We start from the raw sequence: 21,808 nt of genomic DNA, 5'->3' as shown, positions 1-21,808 counted from the left end.
CAATGGCACGCCGTAAAATTCCAGGTGCGTTTGCCCGCCAGCAGGGCATGGCGGTGATCGTGGCGATGCTGGTGGTGGCACTGGTGGCGGTGATCGCCACGGCACTGCTGACCCGTCAATCGGCGCAGCTGCGTGCGGTACGCAGCGATCAGCTGCGCATGCAGGTGCGTATGGCGGTGGACGCCACCCTCGAGCGCGCGGCGCAGCAGTTGCGTGACGACGCGCGCGAGCAATTGACCACTGTTGGCAGCGGACGCTGGGCGCGCCCGCTGCAGCTGCAGGTGCCACTGCCGGTGCATCTGCAGCTGGTGGACGCGCAGTCGAAGTTCAACCTGCGCACGCTGCTGGCCGACGGCCAACCTGCAGCGGAGGCACTGCGTGCGTTCACCACCCTGTGTGCCGGGCAGGGGCTGCCTCGCGCCGCCTGTGCCAGCGCCGCAACGCAGATCCAGTCGCGCCTGCGCGATGGCGAGCGGCAGGCGCGCGCACCGCTGCCGCGCGAGTCGCTGATCGAACAGGTACTGGCCGGCGCCGATTCGGTGGCGGTACAGGCACTGGCAGGGCGCACGGTGGTGCTGCCTGCGCAGACCCTGGTCAACGCCAATACAAGTGATATCGCCGTGCTGCAGGCGATTGCACCCGGGGTGGATGCCGGGCGCCTGCAGGCGCTGCTGGGCGAGCGCGATCGTGGCCACTGGCTGCTCAACCGCGGTGACATCGCCAACCGGCTGCAGCTGAGCAACGAACAGATGGCGCTGATGCCGCTGGGTATCCACAGCGAGTGGTTCCTGGCGGTTGGCCACGTAGAGGCCGACGGGGCATCGGTGGATTTCCGCGCATTGATCTGGCGCGAGTACCGCGACGACAGCGTGCGTGTGCAACGGGTATGGACAAGGATCGGTGCATGAGCACGCAACTGAGAATGCGCCTGCCGGCGCTGGAACGATTGGATAAGGACAGCGCGGTCGAATGGGCGCAGCTGCACAAGGAACGTGTGCTGGCAACGGGCAGTGACCGCCTGTCGACGCTGGGCCAGCGCTTTCCACAGGTGATGGTGCATGCGAGCCTGGACCCGCAGGACCTGATCCTGCTGGAGCTGCAGCTGCCGCCGCTGTCCGGGCGACGTCTGCAGGCGGCCCTGCAGGGCGAAGTGGAAGCGATGCTGCTGGATGATCTGCAGGAGGTGGCGCTGGGCCATGGCTCGCAGGCCGCTGATGGCATGGTGGCGGTGGCATGGCTTGGCCTGCAGGCGATCACGCGCCTAAAGCAGCAGTTGCAGGATTGTGGGCTGCAGTTGCAGGCGCTGCATCCGACGCCCTTGCTGCTGCCGTGGTCGGCCGGGCAGGCCACCTTGCAGCTGTGTGGCGAGCATGTACTGGTTCGCTGCGGCCGTGATCGTGGCTTCGTGCAGTGGTGCAGCGGGCGCGACCTGGGCTCGGTGATGCATTCGCTGGCCGTGCGCTTGCAGCAGGCCGGGGTGCAGGCGGTGCAGTGGATCGATGCCGTACCGCCTGCCTGGGCCGAGCGCCTGCCAGCCAGCGTGCTGGCGCATGCGGCGCAGTCCAGCGGTCCGCTGCCTGGCTGGTCGCTGCGGTTGCCGGCCATGGGTGCAGGCGCGCCGCGGCTGGCCATCGGTCTTGCGTTGGCGGCGGCGGTGCTGGCTGCGCTGGGTCTGCAACTGCAGGTATCGCGCTGGCATGGCGAGGCTGAAGCCTTGCGGCAGGACATGGCGCAGGGCTTCAGCACGCACTTCCCGGAGATCCACGATGTGGTCGATCCGGTGCTGCAGGCACGGCGGGCGCTGGCGGTGCCGGCAGCGCCACGGGCACTTCCTGCCGTGCAGCAGCAGGTTGCCAGCGTGCTGCAGGCCATACCTGAGTTGGCGGGCCAGGTTCGCAGCCTGCGCTATCAGCCAGGCCAGCTGGAGATGGAGCTGGATGCCGACGCGCAGGCGTTGGCCGAGGACGCGCAACGGCTGGAGCGCTGGCAGCAGGCGACGCAGGCACAGGGGCTGCAGCTTGCGCGCGAAGCCGGTGGCCGGTTGCGGATCAGCAGCGGGGCTGCGCCGTGACCGCAGCCGGGTTGCGCCCAGCGGATTCCCTGCGTGGACTGCAGCACCGTTGGCAGCGGCTGGTGGCGCGCGAACGCGCGATGCTGCTGTTGATGGCTGCCGCGATAGTGGCGGCCGCACTGTGGCTGGGCTGGCTGCAGCCGCTGCTGAAACAGCGCAGCCATTGGCAGGCTGAACTTCCGCGGTTGCAGGCGCAGTCGGCGGCACTTGCACCGCTGCTGCGCGCCCGTGAACAACAGCGGCATGCGCAAGGTCAGCGGCCGACGCTTGCCGGGCTGCGCCAACAGATCACCGCTGCCGGCCTGGCCGGCAGCCTGCACATCGAACCGCGTGACGGGCGCTGGCACCTGCGGGTACAGAGCGTGCCCGCCGATGCGCTCTGGAACTGGCTGCTGCCCTTGCTGGCCGACCCGGCCATCGAACTGCAGCAACTGCAACTGCAACGCACAGGGGACGCGAACATGCCGGCGGCACGGATTTCCGGAAACATCGTGATGGCCGCCAATGGCGGTGGCCATCCATGAAGTCGATGCGCAGCCTGGGCTGCAGCGCGGTACTGGCACTGGTGGTGGGCCTGGCCCATCTTCCGGCGGCGGTGCAGGCGCAGGACGCCAGTGGCGAACCGGTGCAGCTGAACCTGGTGGACACCGATATCGGTGGGGTGCTGCGCATGGCGGCACGCTTCACCGGCCGCCAGTTCCTGGTCGATCCACGGGCGACCGGCAAGATGACCGTGGTCTCCGATGGGCCGGTCAGCCGTGTGCAGGCTTACCAGCTGCTGCTGGGTGCATTGCGCATGCGCGGGTTTGCGGTGGTTGAAAGTGGAGGCGTCAGCCGGGTGGTGCCGCAGGCCGACGCCAAGCTGCTGGGCGGTCGTGTGGGTGCCGGCGGTGCGGGAGGCGAGATAACCACGCGCACGTTTGCCCTGCGCTACGAAAGCGCAGCGGCGCTGGTGGCGGTGCTGCGGCCGATGATCACCGCGGACAATCCGATCACCGCGAACCCGGGCAACAACACGCTGGTCATCACCGACTACGCCGACAACCTGGAGCGCATCGCGCGGGTGATCGCCAGCGTGGATACGCCGGCCGGCATGGACACCGACGTGGTCAAGCTGCAGCAGGGCATTGCCGTGGACGTGGCGGCGATGGTCGCACCGTTGCTGGATGCGCAGGGCGCGGAGCCGGCGCAGAAGGTGGTGGTGATGGCCGACCCGCGCAGCAACAGCGTGCTGCTGCGCTCCAGCAGCCCGGGCCGCACGCGCCTGGCGCGGCAGCTGGTGGAGAAGCTGGACAAGGCCCAGGATGAGTCCGGCAACCTGCATGTGGTGTACCTGCGCAATGCGCAGGCCACCCAGCTGGCGGGGGTGCTGCGTGGCGTGGTGGCAGGGCAGAGCGATGCGCCGGCGATGGGCAGCAGCGACGGCATCACCGCACTGCCGGGCGAGACCAACCGCAACGCCAGCACGCCGGCGCAACCCGCACAGGGCAAGAGCAAGGGCAATGCGCTGGAATCGCCGCGGCTTGACCCGGGTCGTCGTGATCCGATCGATGCCGGCAGCACCGGCTTCAGCCAGAACGGCATCTCGGTGCAGGCGGACATCGCCACCAATACCCTGCTGATCTCCGCCCCGGAGCCGGTGTACCGCAACCTGCGACGGGTGATCGACCAGCTCGACCAGCGGCGGGCGCAGGTGCTGGTGGAGAGCCTGATCGTGGAGGTCAACCAGACCGATGCCGCTGAACTGGGCGTGCAATGGATGCTGGGCAATGGCCGCACGTTCGGTGGCACCCACTTCGGTGGCACCACCGGTGGCAGTGGCATCAGCACCACTGCGCGCACCACGCTGGATGTACTGCCGAAGGACGGCCTGAACATCGGCGTGATCGACGGCACGATCAACCTGCCGGGCGTCGGCCAGATCCTCAACATGAAAGCGCTGGCCAACGCCCTGCAGAGCAAGGGCGGCGCCAACATCCTCTCCACGCCGAACCTGATGACGCTGGACAACGAGGCGGCCAGCATCATGGTCGGGCAGACCGTGCCCTTCGTCAGTGGCCGCTATGTGACCGACGGTGGCGGTGGCAGCAACAACCCGTTCCAGACCATCGAACGCGAGGACGTGGGCCTGAAGCTGCGGGTGCGCCCGCAGATTTCCGAGGGCGGCACGGTGAAGCTGGACATCTACCAGGAAGTCAGCAGCATCGATGCGCAGAGCTCGGGCAGCGCCGGCATCATCACCAACAAGCGGGCGCTGGATACCAGCGTGCTGCTCGATGACGGCCAGATCATGGTGCTGGGCGGCCTGCTGGAAGACAGCGTCAGCCATGGCCGCGATGCCGTGCCGGGGCTGGGGAAGATCCCTGTGCTGGGCGCGCTGTTCCGCAGCGACACGCGCAAGCGGGCCAAGACCAATCTGATGGTGTTCCTGCGCCCGCACGTGGTGCGCGACCCGGCCGCCGGACAACGCTTGACCCGCGACCGCTACGACTACATGCGCAATGCACAGGCCGCTGCGCAGCCCGTGCAGAGCTGGGCGCTGCCAGCACTGTCGGCACCGCAGCTGCCGCCGCAGGACCTGTCCGTGCTTGGCCAGGGCAATGCGCGGGACGGACAGGGCCAGCCGTTGCAGAACGGCAGCCTTGCGGCGTTGTATCCGGCCAACGAGGGCAATGTGCAGGTGGTGCAGTTCGCGCAGGGGCTGGATGCGGCGCGTGCGACCCAGGCCGTGGCACAGGTGCGCGCGCTTGGCCTGCAGGCCTATGCCGAGACCACGCCGGGTGAAACGGGACAGCGTCTGCGGGTGCGGGTGGCGCGCGACCCGGCCACGCTCGACCCGGCGCTGCAGCAGCTGCGCGGGCTGGGCTACACCCCGGAACTGGTCATCGGCCCATGAGCACGCCCGTGCCGTTGCCACTGCTGCCGTATGCCTGGGTGCGAAGCCACGGGGTGATGCTGGCCGAAGCAGGGGGCGCGCCGGTACTGCTGGGGACCACCGAGACCGCCGCCTGGGCGGTGGCCGAGCTGCGCCGCCGGCACGGGCCGCTGCCGTTCCAGGTACTGGAAGGGGCAGCCTGGCAGCAGCGCCTGGGCGAGCAGTATCGTGACGGTGGCGACGCTGCTGCGGTGGTCGGCGCGGCCGAAAGCGAAGTCGATCTCGACCGGCTGATGCAGGACATGCCCGAGGTGACCGATCTGCTGGATGCGCAGGACGATGCGCCGGTGATCCGCATGATCAACGCGCTGCTGGCGCAGGCCGCGCGCGATGGCGCCAGCGACCTGCACATCGAACCCTTCGAAACCCATTCGGTGGTGCGCTACCGCGTCGATGGCACCCTGCGTGACATGGTGCAGCCACGGCGTGCGCTGCATGCGGCGCTGGTATCGCGCATCAAGATCATGGCCCACCTGGATATCGCCGAGAAGCGCCTGCCGCAGGACGGGCGCATCGCCATCCGCGTGGGGGGCAGACCGCTGGACATCCGTGTGTCCACGGTGCCGACCGGACATGGCGAGCGCGCGGTGCTGCGCCTGCTGGAAAAAGACGCAGGGCGACTGCAGCTGCAGCGGTTGGGCATGGCCGACGATACGCTGGCCACCTTCACGGGGTTGATCCGCCAGCCGCATGGCATCGTGCTGGTGACCGGGCCGACCGGTAGCGGCAAGACCACCTCGCTGTATGCGGCACTGGGGCAGCTCGACAGCAGCACCAGCAACATCCTCACCGTGGAGGACCCGGTGGAGTACGACTTCGCCGGCATCGGCCAGATCCAGGTCAACGCGCGCATCGGCATGAGCTTCGGCACGGCATTGCGCGCGATCCTGCGCCAGGATCCGGACACCATCATGATCGGTGAGATCCGTGACCTGGAAACGGCGCAGATCGCGGTGCAGTCGTCGTTGACCGGTCACGGCGTGCTGGCATCGCTGCATACCAACGATGCGATCTCGGCGGTGACTCGCCTCGCCGACATGGGCGTGGAGCCGTTCCTGCTGGCCTCGTCGTTGCGAGGTGTGCTGGCACAGCGATTGGTGCGCAGGCTGTGCCTGCAGTGTCGGCGCGCCGAACTCGCTACAGAGGGCCGCACCGTGTGGCGGGCGGTAGGCTGCGCCGCCTGCGCGAACAGCGGCTACCGTGGCCGCACCGGCATCCATGAGCTGTTCGTGGTGGATGAGCGCGTGCGCGCGTTGATCCATGAAGGGCAGGGCGAACCCGCGCTGCGCGAGGCGGCGCGGCGTGCCGGCATGCGCAGCCTGCGCCAGGACGGGCAGCGCTGGGTCGACAGCGGGGTGACCACGTTGGAGGAGATCCTGCGTGTGACCGGCGACGACTGAGGCGCGCATGGCACTGTTCGACTACCAGGCCGCCAATGCACAGGGGCGCATCGAGAAGGGACAGCTGGACGCCGATACCGCGCGCGGTGTGCGCCAGCAACTGCGTGGGCGTGGGCTGACACCGGTACAGGTATCAGCCGCACGCACTGCCGGCAGTGGCTGGGGCACGCGCAGACTATCGGCCAGCGAACTGGCCTGGGCCACGCGGCAACTGGCCAGCCTGCTGGCCGCCAGCCTGCCGCTGGAAAGCGCATTGAGCGCGGTGATCGAGCAGGCCGAACGCCCGCACGTTGCGCAGGCGCTCACCGCGGTGCGTGCCGATGTGCGCGCTGGCCAGCGGTTGACTGTGGCGCTGGCAGCGCGGCCGCGCGACTTTCCCGCGATCTATCGTGCCCTGGTGGCGGCCGGCGAGGATTCCGGCGATCTGGCGCGGGTGATGGAACGCCTGGCCGACTACATCGAAGAGCGCAACGCGCTGCAGGCGAAGGTGCTGACGGCGTTCATCTACCCGGCAGCGATCAGCCTGGTGTCGGTGGCGATCGTGATCTTCCTGCTCAGCTACGTGGTGCCGCAGGTAGTGACCGCGTTCGTGCAGGCACGGCAGACGCTGCCGATGCTGACCCAGGTGATGCTGGCGGCCAGTGCCTTCGTACGCGCGTGGGGCATATGGACGGGGTTGGGCATCGGCGCGCTGGTGGTGGGCTGGCGGCTGGCACTGCGGCGGCCGGATCTGCGCCTGCGCTGGGACAGCCTGCTGTTGCGCGTCCCGATGGTGGGTCGTTTCGTGCTGGGCGTGAACAGTGCTCGCTTTGCATCGACACTGGCAATCCTGCTGGATGCCGGTGTGCCCCTGCTGCGTGCACTGGACGCCGCACGACAGACACTGGGCAACGCGCTGCTGGCGCGCTGTGCCGATGATGTGGCCGCACGCGTGCGCGAAGGTACTTCGCTTGGCGCTGCGCTGAAGGTGCAGAAGGTGTATCCGCCGATCCTGGTGCACCTGGTGGCCAGTGGCGAGAAGACCGGTTCTTTGGCACCGTTGCTCGACCGCGCTGCACAGACCATCTCGCGCGAGATCGAACGCCGCGCGATGGCACTCACGGCATTGCTGGAGCCCACGATGATCCTGGTGATGGGCGGGGTGGTGCTGACCATCGTGCTGGCCGTGCTGATGCCGATCATGGAAATGAACCAGTTGGTGCAATGACGTGCATCCACGCATGGCGTGGATCCACCGACGCCCGGATTCTCCACACAATCCTCCACACCTTTTTCCGATCTTCCACAGGTTTCTTAAGCGGCCTGTCATCGGCAACGACCAGCATGACCCTGTCGCCGCAGAGTGGGCTGGGAGGCCCTCGGCGGCAGCAGGCGTGTAGTGACCGTTCCTCCCTTGGTGTTTCACCTTCGCAGTAAACCCTTCAGGAGAAGATCATGAACAAGTACAAGACCCTGGCCGCGCTGGTTGCTACCGCGCTGCTCGCCACTGCCGGCGCCGCGTCGGCGCAGACCGTTACCGGCGGCGGCGCTTCGCTGCCGGCCGACCTCTACAAGGGTCAGGCCGACAGCATCCTGCCGAGCAACTTCAGCTACGCCGTGACCGGTTCGGGCACCGGCAAGAAGGCCTTCCTGCAGAATGATTCGCAGCTGTTCTCGACCACCGGCACCGTGCACTTCGCCGGCAGCGATTCGGTGCTGAGCTCGACCGAACTGAGCACCTACACCACCACCTACAACCAGGCCAGCAATGCCAACCGCTATGGCAACCTGATCCAGGTGCCGTCGGTGGCTACCTCGGTGACCATTCCGTTCAACAAGGCCGGTTCGGCGGTTGACCTGAGCGTGGCGCAGATCTGTGGCGTGTTCTCCGGTGCGATCACTGACTGGTCGACCATCGATGCCAACCGCAGTGGCCCGATCCAGGTGGTCTACCGTCCGGAAAGCAGCGGCACCAGCGAAATGTTCACCCGCTTCCTGACCGCCGCCTGTGCGCCGGAAGTGGCCGCCACCTCGAACCTGGTCGATGGCAAGTTCGCCATCAAGTCGACCTTCGCCGATCTGTACAAGCGTGATGCCAACAACAACCTGCCGGCCTTCCTGGTGGCCGCGCCGGCCACCGGCGGCACCTCGCTGTACAACGCCGTGTACGCGCAGGCCGGCCGCATCGGCTATGTGGGCCCGGACGTGATCCCGAGCCTGACCGATGCCACCAAGGTTGCCAAGGTCAAGGGCTTCTCGCCGGACCAGGTGAGCGTGCAGGCCACCCTGGAAACCGTCGCTCCGCCGACCGGCACTGCTGCCGAAAATCCGGCCAACTGGGTGCCGGTGTTCGGCAATCCGTCGGCTGGCTATCCGATCGCCGGCTACACCAACCTGGTCATCGGCCAGTGCTACAAGGATTCGACCGTCGCCAACAGCCTGCGTGGCTTCCTGATGCGCCACTACGCCACTGACTACACCGCCACCCCGGCGCTGGTGGCCCATGCCAAGGCGATCACCGACCACGGTTTCATCCCGCTGACCAAGGTGTGGCGCGACGCGATCCGCAACCGATTCGTGCTCGCCGGCAACTCCGCTGGCCTGAACAACCCGAGCACCTGCGCCGGCATCGGCCGTCCGCTGTAATCGCGTCCGGTAGTTGAAATCTGCGTTACCCGACGCCGGCCCTTTGGGCCGGCGTCTCCTTTTCCGGCGACGGTGCGGGCCAGTGCAGTGCATTGCTGTCGGCTTCATGTCACGTGAACCGTCTATCAGTGGCAGGGCATGCGTTGCGCGTGCCTCCCGATCGCTGCCGCAGTTGCGGCCCACCAGGTTGATGAGGTTCCGATGTCGCTCCCGCACACGTCCGCTGTTCATTCGGCTGCGCCGATGCGCCGCAACCACCCGATGGCCTGGGCCATCGCGGTGGCGTTGGGAACCCTGGCTGCCCCCGCCAGCCACGCGCAACAGGCGTTCAGTCCGGGTTGGTTCGCCGACCGCGGCGCGGCGCAGGGTGCGGCCGCACAGAGCGGTCGCATGCCCAATGGCGTGCCCATCCAGTTCCAGTTGCCCGCGCAGCAGCAGGACGCCGCGCGGCAGAAGCTGCAGCAGTCGATCGACAACCTTGGTACCGCGGCGCAGGCGATCGCTCTGCAGCAACGCATGCAGGAACAGGCCCGGCAGTCGCGTCGCGAGGCCGGCTTCGTGGTGGCCGATGGGTTGGGCAAGGATGGACTGAAGGTCGATGAGAACCCCCAGACGCGCGGCTGGGTGAATGCGCGCGAGGCGATCCAGTCGCAGGGCAGCGATGGCCGCGTACAGGTCAGCATCGAGCAGACGGCTGACCAGGCGATCCTGAACTGGGAATCCTTCAACATCGGTGGCAACACCACCCTCAACTTCCTGCAGAACCCCGACTGGGCGGTGCTGAACCGGGTGAATGATCCGGACGCGCGACCCAGCCAGATCCTTGGCCAGCTGAAGGCCAACGGCACGGTGTTCGTGGCCAACCGCAACGGCGTGGTGTTCGGCAACAACAGCCAGGTCAACGTCCGCAATCTGCTTGCTGCTGCAGCACGCATCAGCGACGCGCAGTTCCGTGACAACGGACTGTACAGTGCCGACGCGAACACCTCGGCCCTCACCGATGCCGTGGGCAAGGTCATGGTTGAACGGGGCGCGCGCATCACCACGCATGAACCTACCAGCGCAACGCGTGGCGGCGGCTATGTGCTGCTGGCCGGCCACAGTGTGGAGAACGCGGGCCAGATCGAGACGCGCAAGGGCCAGGCCCAGATGGCGGCCGGCGACAGCTTCGTGATCCGTCGCGGCGTGGGTACGGCGGCCAATACCGCTTCGACCACACGCGGCAACGAGATCGCGCCTCGCCTGCTCACCGACAGTAGCGCCGGCAGCGTCCGCAATACCGGCCTGCTGCTGGCCCGCGAGGGCGACATCACCCTGGCCGGGCGCAGCGTCGAGCAGGCCGGTGTGGCCGTGGCCAGCACCACGCTGGGCCAACGCGGCACCGTGCACCTGCTGGCCTCGGCCAGTGACACCCGGGCCAGGGTCACCCTGGCCGAAGGCTCGACCACGGCGGTGCTGATCGAAGACGATGGCAAGGCCAGCGCACTGGATACCCAGCGCGATGCACTGCTGAAGGAGTCGGCCGAACAGGATGCGCTTCGTGCAGCATCGCGGACGACGACCTTCGACAATCTGTCCCTGCACAGCGATCGACGCGACCAGTCGCGGGTGGAGATCGTTTCCGGGGGCGACATCCATTTCCAGGCCAACTCGCTGACGGTGGCCACCGGCGGCCAGGTGATTGCCGATGCCGCTCGCCGCAGCCACCTGGACAACGCCGCGCGTGTGGATGTCTCCGGCGCGGTGGGTGTAAAGGTGGCGATGGAAAGCAACAACGTACAGGTCAAGGTGCAGGGCAATGAACTGCGCGATTCGCCCGACAACCGCGACAGCGGCAAGCTGACCAGCAGCGAAGTCTGGATCGACCGTCGGCAGCTGATCCACGTGCCGGCCGGCACTGGCGGCTACGAGGGCGATCGCTGGTATGCCGCCGGCGGGTTGCTGGAAGTGGGCGGCTATCTGGACAACCAGGGCCACTCGATCAGCGAATGGGCGGCGCAGGGCGGCACGGTGCTGCTGGGCGGCAGCGAGGTGGTCACCGGCGCAGGCTCGCGGATCAATCTGGCGGGCGGCAGCCTGGACGTGCAGAGCGGGGCGATACAGCAGAGCTGGTTGCGCGGTGTCGACGGGCAGGTATACCGGCTGGACGACGCGCCGGCGGAGATGCTGTTCGATGGTCTGTACAAGGGCTACGAGGTAAAGCAGGAGCGCTGGGGTGTCACCGAGGCGTTCCGCAACCCCATCGTTTTCGCTGCGCAGCGGACTGACAACGGCTACACCGTCGGCCGCGATGCCGGGCGCCTTGTAGTGTCCGCGCCGACCGCAGTGCTGGACGGCCAGGTGGAGACCACCACCTTTCAGGGCGCGCAGCAGGGGCGACGGCCCGATGCTGCGTTGGAAGGCTATGCGCAGGCGCAGACGGCGGTGGCGCGGAACGCCGGGCTGTATCTGGGGCGCTATGACGGCCTGGGCCGCAATGGCGCGTTCGATACAGATGTGCGCGTGCAGGGCGGTACAGCGATCCCCGGCCTGACGCTGCAGTCGCCGATCGGCAGCGAGCGGCGCGACACCGTGTGGCTTGATGCCGGGCTGCTCAACGCGCAGCAGTGGGGTGCCATCGACCTGGCTACCGCCGGCCGCGCCTCCGTCGATGCGCCGCTGACGCTGCAGGCTGGCGGCGCACTCAACCTGATCGGCAGCACCGTCAACCTGGCCGCTGACATCCACATCGTGGGTGGCCGGCTGCAGGCGGGCAATCTGCTGGATGTGCTGGGCCGGCCGACGGCGCTGCTGCGCAACGGCCGCGCCGACGTTGCCATTGCCGACGGTACCCGGATTGATCTGGCCGGTGGCTGGAGCAATGCGGCGCTTGGCATCGGGCTGGACAGCGGCGCGGCGTGGACCGAGGGTGGCAGCCTGCGCCTGCAGAGCAGCCATGACGTGACGGTGGGCCGCCAGGTCGCTGTCGATGTCGACGCCGGTGCTGCGCTGGACATGCAGGGCAAGGGCCGCATCGGCAAGGGCGGCAGCGTAAACCTGCAGGCCAACACTGCCGAGGTGGCGGCAGATGGCAGTGGTCGCGTGCGATTGGGCGAAAGCAGCTATTTCAGCGGCCGTGGCGAGGGCGGTGGCACGTTCGCGCTGGGCACCGGCGGCAAGGTTGCGGTCGGCACAGCCCTGCAGGACGCGAGCGCACTGCAGCTGGACACGGCGCTGTTCGGCAGTGGCTTCACGCAGTACGACATCAATGCCCATCAGGGCCTGGATATCGCCGACGGCACCGAGCTGATCGTGCAGACGCCGGGTCTGCGCCTGGCCGAAGACGCGCGCACGGCGCAGGATCGGACGAGTGCGCTGCAGGCATGGTCGGCGCCGTTGTACGCGGCTGATCCGCAGAACGGGCGCATCCGCCAGCGCAGCGGCGCCAGCATCACCCTGCGTTCGGACCGCAACAGCGTGGGCGGCGACCTGCGCGTGGGACGCGACGCGCGTATCGCCGTGGATCCGGGCCAGGCCATCTCGCTGCTGGGCGCGGGCAACATCGACGTGGAGGGCACGCTGCAGGCACGCGGCGGCCGCATCAGCATCGACGATGTGCGCCCGGACACGGCGCTGTACGCCGGCCAGCGCAGCGAGCGTACCTGGCGGATCGGTGACCGGGCGGTACTGGACGCCAGCGCCGATTCGGTTTCGATGGTCGATGCTGCTGGCCGGCTGCGCGGCCAGGTGCGGACGGGCGGGCGCATCGAGATCGGTGGCGCGCTCGACTGGGAGACGTCGGCCTTCGTCGACAACCGGCCGCCGGAAGCCTTCGTCGTAGTCGAACGCGGTGCACGCCTTGACGCGCGCGGTGCCTCGGCCGAGCTGGATATTGATGGACAGGGCCGTACCCGGGTCGACAGCGACGGCGGCCAGATAGTGCTGCGTTCGGCCAATGCGCTGTACCTGCAAGGGGCGATGGATGCGGCGGCCGGTGGCAGTGGGGCGCGTGGTGGCACCCTGGGCCTCGCCTTTGGCGGCAGCGTGCATGCACGCGGAGCAACCGAGGAGGTGCTGCGCGAACGGGCGATCACGCTCAGCCAGCAGACCGCGGCCGAGACGTCGCTGCCAGCGCGGCTGGACTATGGGCATGCCGCACTGTCGGTGCAGCAGATCCAGGCCGGCGGATTCGACAATTTCTCGGTCTTCGGCGACCTCCGCACGCTCGGCAATGTCGACCTGCGTATGGCCGAGTCCCTGCGCATCTATGGGCAGGGGCAGTCCAGCCTGGGCGTGGCCACAGGCGCAAGCGCAAGCACGCCCAGCGCGATCTCGCTGTCGGCCCCGTATGTGCGCCTGGCGCAGGCGCGCTGGAAGCAGTTGTCGGGCGAGAGCCTGCAGTTCACCCAGGGTGCGGTATCAGCGACTGCGGGCGATCATGCGCTGGCGGTCAATGGCGATCTCATCGATCTTCGCGATGTCACCTGGCTGCCCAGTTTCGACCATCTCTCGTTGAACAGCCGCAGTGATGTGCGCCTTCTTTCCAGCATCGCCAGCAACGCGGCGGTCAGTTCGCTGCTGGCACCGGGCTCGATCGACCTGACCGCGGCGCGCCTGTATCCGACGTCCGGGGCGGTGGGCCGGGTGGTGGCGGGTGCATCGGCGCAGACCGTGGACACCGTCGACTACTGGGCGAACCCGGATGCGGTGCTGCGCATCCAGGGTAACGGCACGGCAGCGGGTGTCCCTGCATCGGCGTTCGGCTCGCTGCGACTGGTGGCCGCTACCGTGCAGCAGGGCGGTGCGGTGTGGGCGCCGATGGGAACCCTGCAGCTGGGTGGTCTGGCCATGGGCGGTACGGCCGGCGGCCGGGTGGAACTGCTGCCCGGCAGCATCACCTCCACCAGTGGTGCCGGCCTGGCGCTGCCCTATGGCGGTACCGCCGATGGGGTCACCTGGCGCATCGGCAGCCGTAGCGTGGATTCCTTGACCGCCGGTGGCATCACCTCGATGGGCGTCACCCTCAAAGCCAACCAGGTGAACGTGAGCCCGGGCGCGCTGCTGGACATGTCCGGTGGCGGCGACCTGACCGGTGCAGCATTCATCTCCGGTCGGGGTGGTTCGGTGGACGTGCTGCGCACCGCGTTGGCCGATGCCAACCCCCGCTACGCGTTCAGTGCCTCGGGCAACCCGGTGTATGCCATCGTGCCCGGCTATACGGGCGCATTCGCGCCCACCAGCACCGACGGCTTCGCCGCGCCCGGCATCGGTCAGCAGGTCAGCGTGCCGGCGGGTGTTCCCGGGTTGCCGGCGGGCACCTACACGCTGCTGCCGGCCAACTTCGCGCTGCAGCCCGGTGCGTTCCGTGTCGAGCTTGGCGCGACCGGTGCGTCCGGCGTTTCGCAGCCGCTGCCGACCGGCACCGGCACCTGGCGCGTGTCCGGCCACCAGCGTGGCGGTCTGGGCGGTGTGCAATCGCCGCTGCTGACCGACCTGCTGCTGACACCGGCGGCGGTGGTGCGGCGGCATTCGGGTTACAACGAAACCAGCTACAACGCCTTCGTGCAGGCAACGGCCGACCGCCGCGGCGAATCGCGCGGCTGGCAGACCATCGATGCGCTGGGCCTGACCCTGGCGCTGGGTGAGGGCGCCGGACGCCAGGGTGCGGCGGCAATCGACTTCGCCGGTACCGCGCGGTTTGCCGCGGCCAACGACAAGGGGCGGGGCGGCACCCTGGTGGCTTCGATGGCCAATCCGGCCATCGGCACGCTGGAGGTCATCGCTGCCGATGGCGTTGCGCAAACGCGCGACCGAGGCGTGACCTTTACCGACCAGGCCCTCAATGCATTCCAGCCGGCGCGCATGGTGATCGGTGGTCAGATCAACCAGGTGGCGTCGCAGGTGACGGTGACCGGCCAGGCCCGCAGCGTGGCGATCCTTTCCGGGGCCACGCTGCAGGCACCGGAAATCCTGATGGCGGCAGCCGCCGGTGGCGCCGGCATTCTGGTCGAAGCCGGGGCGACCGTGAACACCTTGCCCTACGCACGCGCCGGTGGCGACGCCGTCGACACGCTGCCCTACCAGGTCACGGGCGGCCTGCTGGCGGTGTCCAACCAGCGCCTGAACCTGATCACCGGCACCACCGGCGTTGCCGCCGGCCCGGTGGCGATCGATATCGGCGGCTGCCAGGACGCGTGCGAGGGACAAGCGCGGCTGGTGTCCGACGGCAGCATCGCTGTCGCCACCGATGGCACCCTGCAACTGCGCGATTCGGCCAGCTACGGCACGCGCCAGCTGGGCGTCAGCATGGCTGCATTGAACCTCGGCAGCGCCGAAGCCATCGCACAGGCGGCGGCAGCGGGTGCACTGCCCGCCGGCATGACCATGAACCAGACGGTGCTGCAGCAGCTGCTGCGTGGCAACGCGGCTACCGGCGCACCCGCGCTGGACACGCTGAGCCTGGTGGCGCGCGATTCGGTGAATGTGTTCGGCAGCGTCGACCTGGATGCGCGCGACAGCGCCACCGGCGTTGGCAGCCTGCGCACCCTGGTGCTGGGCGCGCAGGCGATCCACGGCTATGGCAACGCCAGCGACCGTGCGCGCATCCTGGTAGATGCGCTGGTGTGGGATGGTGCGCTGGCGGCCACGCAGGCCACGGGCAGCAACGCGGCCGTGCCGCCGGCAGAGCCGATGGTGGATCGCCTGGGCGATGGCCAGCTGGATATCGTCACGCGCACCCTGACGCTGGGGCGTGCGCCGTACAGCAGGCCCAGCTCCGAGGTCGCGGCCAACCGTCAGGTACTTGGCTTCAGCGCGTTGAACCTCGGGGCTTCGGAACAGATGGTGTTCTCGGCGAAGGGAACGCTGGATGCGTACCAGCAGCGCGGCGAGTACCTGGCCGACAAGGGCTGGCAGTACAGCGGTGGCAGCGTGGCCATCAGCACGCCCCTGCTGACCGCAGACCCGGGCGCGCAGCTCGCCCTGCGCACCGGCGGCAGTTTCGCCCTGCACGGGGGCAACGGCAGGGCTGGCGGTGATGCGCTGGGCAGTGAGCTCAGCATCGACGCTGATCGCATCCTGCTGGACAGCACGATCGCGCTGGCCTCCGGCCGCCTGTCGGCCAGTGCGCGCCAGGGCATCGGCGTGGGTGCGCATGCGGCGCTGGATCTGGCGGGTCGCAAGGTCAGCCTGTTCGACGTGGACAAGTACAGCTGGGGCGGTGATGTGCTGCTGTCCAGCGACAGTGGCGAGGTGACCACCGATGCCGCCTCGCGCATCGATGTGTCGGCGCGCAACAACCGCGGTGGGCGATTGACGATCAATGCCCTGGCCGGTCGCGCGGATCTGGCCGGGCGTGTGGACGGCGCGGCCAGCGGCCGCTACGACGCAGGTGGCACCGTGGTGCCCTACGACGCGGGCGAACTGGTGGTGCGTGCACGCCAGCTGCAGGATTTCGCGGGGTTGAACCAGCGGCTGAACAGCAGCGGCGTGACCGGCGCGCGCACCTTCCAGATCGGCGAGGGGGATCTGCAGATCGGCGACGAGGTGAAGGCGCGACGGGTCGACATCAGCGTGGACAAGGGCAGCCTGACCGTGGCCGGGCGCGTCGACGCCAGCGGCGAGCAGGTCGGCAGCATCCGCCTGTACGCCCGCGACGCGCTGCAGGTGAACGGCACGCTCGACGCGCATGGCAGTGGCCTGCGCGTGGACAGCTACGGCAAGATCATCGACAGCCCCAACCGGGCGACGGTCGAACTGGGCAGCGCCGCAGGCCAGGTCAGCATCGGCGCCGGCGCCGCCATCGACCTGCGTGCCGGCAGTGGCGTCGCCGTGGGCAGCCAGCCCGGTCAGAACGACGGCGCTGCGCGAGGCACACTGAAGATCGACGTGCCGCGGATCGGTACTGATGATGCGGCCATTGCCGTTGCCAACGGTATGCGCATCACCGGTGCGGCCGACATCCAGGTCAACGGCGTGCGCCGCTATGACGATGCTCCGCTGGCCTCCAGCGTGGATGTACACGGGAACCGGCCGCAGGTGGTCACCCAGCAGTGGCTGGACCAGATCGTCGATCCGGACAACCGCACGTGGATGGACGGGGCGCTGGCCAATGCCGATCTGCAGCAGCGCACCGCAGCGCTGGGCAGCCACCGCCTGCGTCCGGGTGTGCAGGTGGTGGCGCACCGTAGTGCGGACAACCCCGGCGGCGACCTGACAGTTTCCGGCGACATCGACCTGTCCGGTTACCGCTACGGTCCCGACGCCGACCGTCTCGACGCGGCGCGGCGCGGGTTCGGCGAATCGGCCTCGCTGGTGCTTCGGGCCGAAGGCAACATCAACATCCATGGCAGCATCAACGATGGCTTCGCGCCACCGCCAGCCAACCCGGATGAAGCCGGCTGGGAGCTGATCGAGGGTCGCAGCAGCGGCGGCGCCAACACACCGTTCGGTGGCGGCCTGGTGGTGCCGGTGGATGGCGTGCAGCTGCAGCCGGGGACCGAATTCCCGGCGGGCACCACGCTGAACTATGCGGTGCCGGTGGAATCGGCCGTGCTGCCCGCCGGTACCGTGCTGCCCGCAGCGATGACACTGGCCGACAGCCTGCGACTGCCTGCCGGCACCGTGCTCGGTGCGGCGGTTACCACCCGTGATGGGCAGACCTTCGCCGCCGGCACCCTGCTTGACCAGCCGTTGCAGCTGGAGGCAGGCGCGCGCCTGGGCGGCGGCTTCCGTCTTCGCAGCAGCGTGCAGATGGCCGCACAGGAGTGGCCGGCCGGTGCCGTGCTGCCGATCGCGTTGCGCCTGGCACGCGCGGTAGACCTGAAAGCAGGCGCATACATTCCCTCCATGACCAAGGTGGAGCTGGCCGGCGATGCACCGGTGAAGCTGCGACCTGCCGATGCCAATGGCAACCAGGGCCGCAACTGGGCGCTGGCGCCGATGCTGGCGGAAGGCACGACGTCGTGGGACCTGACCGCCGTGGCCGGCGCGGACAGCGACGCTGCCGATCCGCGCACGCGTCGCTGGGGCAGTGACGGCAGCGTGGTGCTGGCCGATACCCATCAGGGATCGGTGGGCACGGTGAAGACCGAGATCATTTTCGTGGGCGACCGCGTGCTGACCGAGCAGGCCTCGCTGGACTGGATGGGCGATACCTCCTATGCCGGTCGCCCGATCGCCGAACTGGCCGATATCTTCGGCTACACCGAAGAGGAGTTCTGTGCGCTGGCAGACGGCTACTGCGGCCCCGCACCGCGCCAGGTGGCCGCACAGGGCTCGCTGGATTTCTGGGGCGATGAATCCTACGTCGGCACATCGGCCAAGGACTTTGCGGCGATCTTCGGCATGACCGAAGACGAGTTCTGCGGCTCGGCGCCCACCTATTGTTTTGGCGGAGGCACGCAGACCGAGGTGACCACCTATGGCCAGCGCCCCGGCACACCCGCGTGGAGCGTGCTGCGCACCGGCAAGGGCGACCTGGAACTGCTGGCGGCCGGCGACGTGGTGATGAAATCCGGATTCGGCGTCTACACCGCCGGCACACCCACCTCGCTTGGCAACGGGCGTGATGCGGCCTTCAATTCGCCGCGTGCGCCGGCGCCCTGGAACAGCGCTCTGCTCGGCAAGGACGTGGTGCCCGGCAGCTACGACGCTGCACTGGCGGGCTACCAGGCGTGGTATCCGGACCATGGTGGCAACCTGCGCGTGGAGGCCGGGCGGGACATCGTCGGCGATGTGTGGACCGCGCGCGCCGAATCGGGCAGCAGCGACCGCGACATGGCCCTGCATGGCAGTGCCGCCGTGGGCAACTGGCTCTGGCGGCAGGGTACCGGCAGCACCACCGGGGTGACGCCGGTGCCGACCAGCTGGTGGGTCAACTTCGGTACCTACACCAACGTCTCGGCCACCGCAGACAGCACGCCGCGGATGGTGGGTTTCACCGGTTTCGGTACGCTCGGTGGCGGCAATCTCACGCTCGATGCCGGCCGCAACGCCGGTGTGCGCGAGGCGATGGGCGATGCTTTGGGGTTCATGACCGCGCCGCACTCGGGTGCGATCGTTGCCGCAGTCGGCTCGACCGGCCGGGTCAGCGATGGCCAGCTGCACCTGACCGGCGGCGGCGATCTGCGCCTGCGCACCGGCGGTGTGCTGAATCCGGAGCTGACCACCACGTTCTCCAGCCTCAACACGGCCAGGGCCGCGCAGGACCTTGACCTCAACGGCACCTTCAGCAACCTGCGGGGCAGCCTGCTGCTGGAGGCCGGCCGCATCGGTGGCATGGGCGTGACGCTGGAGAACTACGGCACGCTCGGCCGCCAGCGTGCGGCCGACCTGTTCGCCGCCGACAGTGCACGCGCGATGGGCGGTCCGGTGCTGGTGCTGGGCGATGCCACGGCATCGCTGCAGGCGCGCGGGGATGTGGTGCTGGGCGGTGTTGGCGATGCCGGCCGGGTAGCGGTGGCCAACTACAGCGGTGTGACCCAGGACAACGGCAGCCGCGCCGCAGGCACCACCTGGTTCTCGCTGTGGACCGCATCCACCGCCGTGGACCTGTTCAGCGCCGGAGGCGATCTTTCGCCGGGCGTGGCCGGCCCCCTGAATCTCAGCGGCAGCAACCTCGCGCCTGAGCAGGTGCAGCTGCAGGCCGGCGGGCGCGATCTGCTGCAGTACTGGCTCTATCCTTCGCGGTTCAGCGCGGTTGCCGCGCAGGGCAACATCACCTTCGACCGCTTGAGCATGCAGGACAATACCCAGGACGTACTGCTGCTGGCACCCTCGGCCAGTGGCCGCCTGGATGTACTGGCCGGCGGCGGCATCTTCGCCCAGCCGGGCGCCACCCAGATCGCACGTTCGGCCGCGGATACACGTATGCCGGGGCCGTTCGATCCGGCCTTCATGGCCCAGGTGGGTGACGGCACCGGCAACCTCTCGCGGCCGCACCACAATCTGTCGGTGGATGGCCATTCGGCGACGCCGGAGGCGGCATTGCCGCTGTTCGCGTTCGGTCCCAATACACCGTTGTCGAATCTGCCGGGTACGCTATCGCCCAGCCGCTTCTATGCCGTGGGCGGCGACATCATCGGCCTGCAATCGGGCGCGCAGCGTATCTTGGATCGCTCCGGCAGCCAGCGCACGCAGTTTGCGCTGTTCGAGGCGGCCGGTGCGGTGCAGATGCGCGCCGGGCGCGACATCCTGGGTGTTTCGCTGACCGCCCTGAACAGTACGGCCACCGATATTTCGGTGGTGGAGGCAGGGCGCGACATCGTGCACCTGGATGCCGTGGTGGCCGGTCCCGGCAATCTGGAGGTCAGTGCAGGTCGTCAGCTGCGGCAGGAGGACGTAGGCAGCATCGTGACGCTGGGCGGCATCGTGCAGGGCGATACCCGCCCCGGGGCGAGTGTCGGCCTGACCGCCGGCAACCAGCAGATCGACTTCGCCGCGCTGCGTGCGCGCTATCTCGACCCGGCCAGCCTGGCCGACCCGGCACAGTCGCTGGCATCGCAGCCTGGCAAGGCGGTGAAGATCTACGACAAGGAACTGAAGCAGTGGCTGCAGCAGCGCTTCGGCACCGCTGCCGAAGGTACGGATGCACTGGCCGCGTTCGATGCGCTGCCGAAGGAGCAGCAGCGCATCTTCCTGCGCCAGGTCTACTACGCTGAACTGCGCGAAGGAGGGCGTGAGTACACCAACGCAGAAGGGCCGCGTTTCGGTTCCTACCTGCGCGGGCGCGAAGCGATCGCCACGCTGATGCCGGACAAGGACGCCAATGGCGCAACCATCAACCGTACTGGCGATATCGTGATGTACGGCGGTTCCGGTGTGCGCACCGAAGCGGGTGGCAACATCGAGCTGATGGCGCCGGGCGGGCAGATCGTGGTGGGCGTGCAGGGCGTGGTGCCTCCGGCCAGTGCGGGCCTGGTCACCCAGGGCCAGGGCGACATCCGTCTGTTCAGCCAGGACAGCGTGCTGCTGGGCCTGTCGCGGGTGATGACCACCTTTGGTGGCGACATCCTGGCGTGGTCCGAGCAGGGCGACATCAACGCCGGCCGTGGCTCGCAGACCACGCTGCTGTACACCCCGCCGCGTCGCGTCTACGACACCTGGGGCAACGTGATCCTGTCGCCACAGGCACCGGCAAGCGGCGCGGGCATTGCAACGCTGAACCCGATCGCCGAAGTGGCGCCGGGCGATGTCGACCTGATCGCGCCGCTGGGCACCATCGACGCGGGCGAGGCAGGTATCCGCGTGTCGGGCAACATCAACCTGGCCGCATTGCAGGTGCTCAACGCCGCCAACATCCAGGTGCAGGGCGACAGCAAGGGCCTGCCGGTATTGGCCTCGGTGAACGTCAACGCGCTGGCGTCGGCCAGCGCTGCGGCCAACAGCGCCAGCCAGGCCGCACAGGACGTGATGCGCAAGAGCCAGGACGATGCGCGGCGCAACCAGCCGTCGGTGATCAGCGTGCAGATTCTCGGCTTCGGCAGTGCCAGCAGCAGCATCGACCCGCCAGCACGCGGAAACACGGCAGCGGCCACGGGCTACGACGTCAACAGCGCCTTCCAGTTCCCGCAGGCACGTGCGGAAGCAGGCAAGCAGCCGACCCAGTAGATCCACGCCATGCGTGGATGAGGAGCGGTGCGGACCAAGGTCCGCACCGACCACGCGCAGAACAGAGGATCGGGCCAGCTGCCAGGGAGCGGTGGCGGCCCCAGCCAGGACGGCACGGAGGGCAGGGAGCAGCCATCAGCGGTGAGGACCACCGACACGGCGTCGCCGGGCGCGGGACAGCGCCCGGCG

General features: G+C 68.6%; 8 protein-coding genes. All 8 read left to right on the top strand.

Annotated elements, in window-relative coordinates; translation table 11 throughout:
• The first annotated feature begins 2 nt into the window (after nucleotides 1-2).
• Nucleotides 3-908, top strand: a complete 906-nt coding sequence (gene gspK / locus ACFX4F_RS06435; RefSeq protein ID WP_380653342.1) for a type II secretion system minor pseudopilin GspK — start codon at nucleotides 3-5, stop codon at nucleotides 906-908.
• A complete protein-coding gene (gspL, locus tag ACFX4F_RS06430) occupies nucleotides 905-2,071 on the top strand; it encodes a type II secretion system protein GspL (RefSeq protein WP_380653339.1) in 1,167 nt (388 codons plus the stop codon). The genes gspK and gspL overlap by 4 nt, the downstream gene beginning before the upstream one ends.
• Nucleotides 2,068-2,595, top strand: a complete 528-nt coding sequence (gene gspM / locus ACFX4F_RS06425) for a type II secretion system protein GspM (protein WP_375070400.1) — start codon at nucleotides 2,068-2,070, stop codon at nucleotides 2,593-2,595. Before gspL ends, gspM begins: the two co-directional genes overlap by 4 nt.
• Nucleotides 2,592-4,967: a type II secretion system secretin GspD gene (gspD, locus tag ACFX4F_RS06420; protein ID WP_380653334.1), complete on the top strand. Its 2,376-nt coding sequence runs from the start codon at nucleotides 2,592-2,594 to the stop codon at nucleotides 4,965-4,967. Before gspM ends, gspD begins: the two co-directional genes overlap by 4 nt.
• Nucleotides 4,964-6,406, top strand: a complete 1,443-nt coding sequence (gspE, locus tag ACFX4F_RS06415; RefSeq protein ID WP_380653331.1) for a type II secretion system ATPase GspE — start codon at nucleotides 4,964-4,966, stop codon at nucleotides 6,404-6,406. The genes gspD and gspE overlap by 4 nt, the downstream gene beginning before the upstream one ends.
• Nucleotides 6,407-6,413: 7 nt before the next feature.
• A complete protein-coding gene (gene gspF, locus ACFX4F_RS06410; RefSeq protein WP_380653328.1) occupies nucleotides 6,414-7,613 on the top strand; it encodes a type II secretion system inner membrane protein GspF in 1,200 nt (399 codons plus the stop codon).
• Nucleotides 7,614-7,840: 227 nt separating this feature from the next.
• Nucleotides 7,841-9,031 (top strand): substrate-binding domain-containing protein, encoded by a 1,191-nt coding sequence (locus tag ACFX4F_RS06405; protein WP_380653325.1) that lies wholly within the window; start codon nucleotides 7,841-7,843, stop codon nucleotides 9,029-9,031.
• Nucleotides 9,032-9,232: 201 nt separating this feature from the next.
• Nucleotides 9,233-21,619 (top strand): filamentous haemagglutinin family protein, encoded by a 12,387-nt coding sequence (locus ACFX4F_RS06400; protein WP_380653322.1) that lies wholly within the window; start codon nucleotides 9,233-9,235, stop codon nucleotides 21,617-21,619.
• Nucleotides 21,620-21,808: the final 189 nt, after the last annotated feature.

The organism is Stenotrophomonas sp. YIM B13575 (genome assembly GCF_042787595.1).
GTDB lineage: Bacteria > Pseudomonadota > Gammaproteobacteria > Xanthomonadales > Xanthomonadaceae > Stenotrophomonas > Stenotrophomonas lactitubi_B.
This window is presented reverse-complemented; position numbering and strand designations above follow the sequence as displayed.

Excerpts from the sequence above, each read along its gene's own strand:
- gspK (WP_380653342.1), top strand. The coding sequence starts at position 3 with ATGGCACGCCGTAAAATTCCAGGTGCGTTTGCCCGCCAGCAGGGCATG.
- gspL (WP_380653339.1), top strand. The coding sequence starts at position 905 with ATGAGCACGCAACTGAGAATGCGCCTGCCGGCGCTGGAACGATTGGAT.
- gspD (WP_380653334.1), top strand. The coding sequence starts at position 2,592 with ATGAAGTCGATGCGCAGCCTGGGCTGCAGCGCGGTACTGGCACTGGTG.
- gspE (WP_380653331.1), top strand. The coding sequence starts at position 4,964 with ATGAGCACGCCCGTGCCGTTGCCACTGCTGCCGTATGCCTGGGTGCGA.
- gspF (WP_380653328.1), top strand. The coding sequence starts at position 6,414 with ATGGCACTGTTCGACTACCAGGCCGCCAATGCACAGGGGCGCATCGAG.
- ACFX4F_RS06405 (WP_380653325.1), top strand. The coding sequence starts at position 7,841 with ATGAACAAGTACAAGACCCTGGCCGCGCTGGTTGCTACCGCGCTGCTC.
- ACFX4F_RS06400 (WP_380653322.1), top strand. The coding sequence starts at position 9,233 with ATGTCGCTCCCGCACACGTCCGCTGTTCATTCGGCTGCGCCGATGCGC.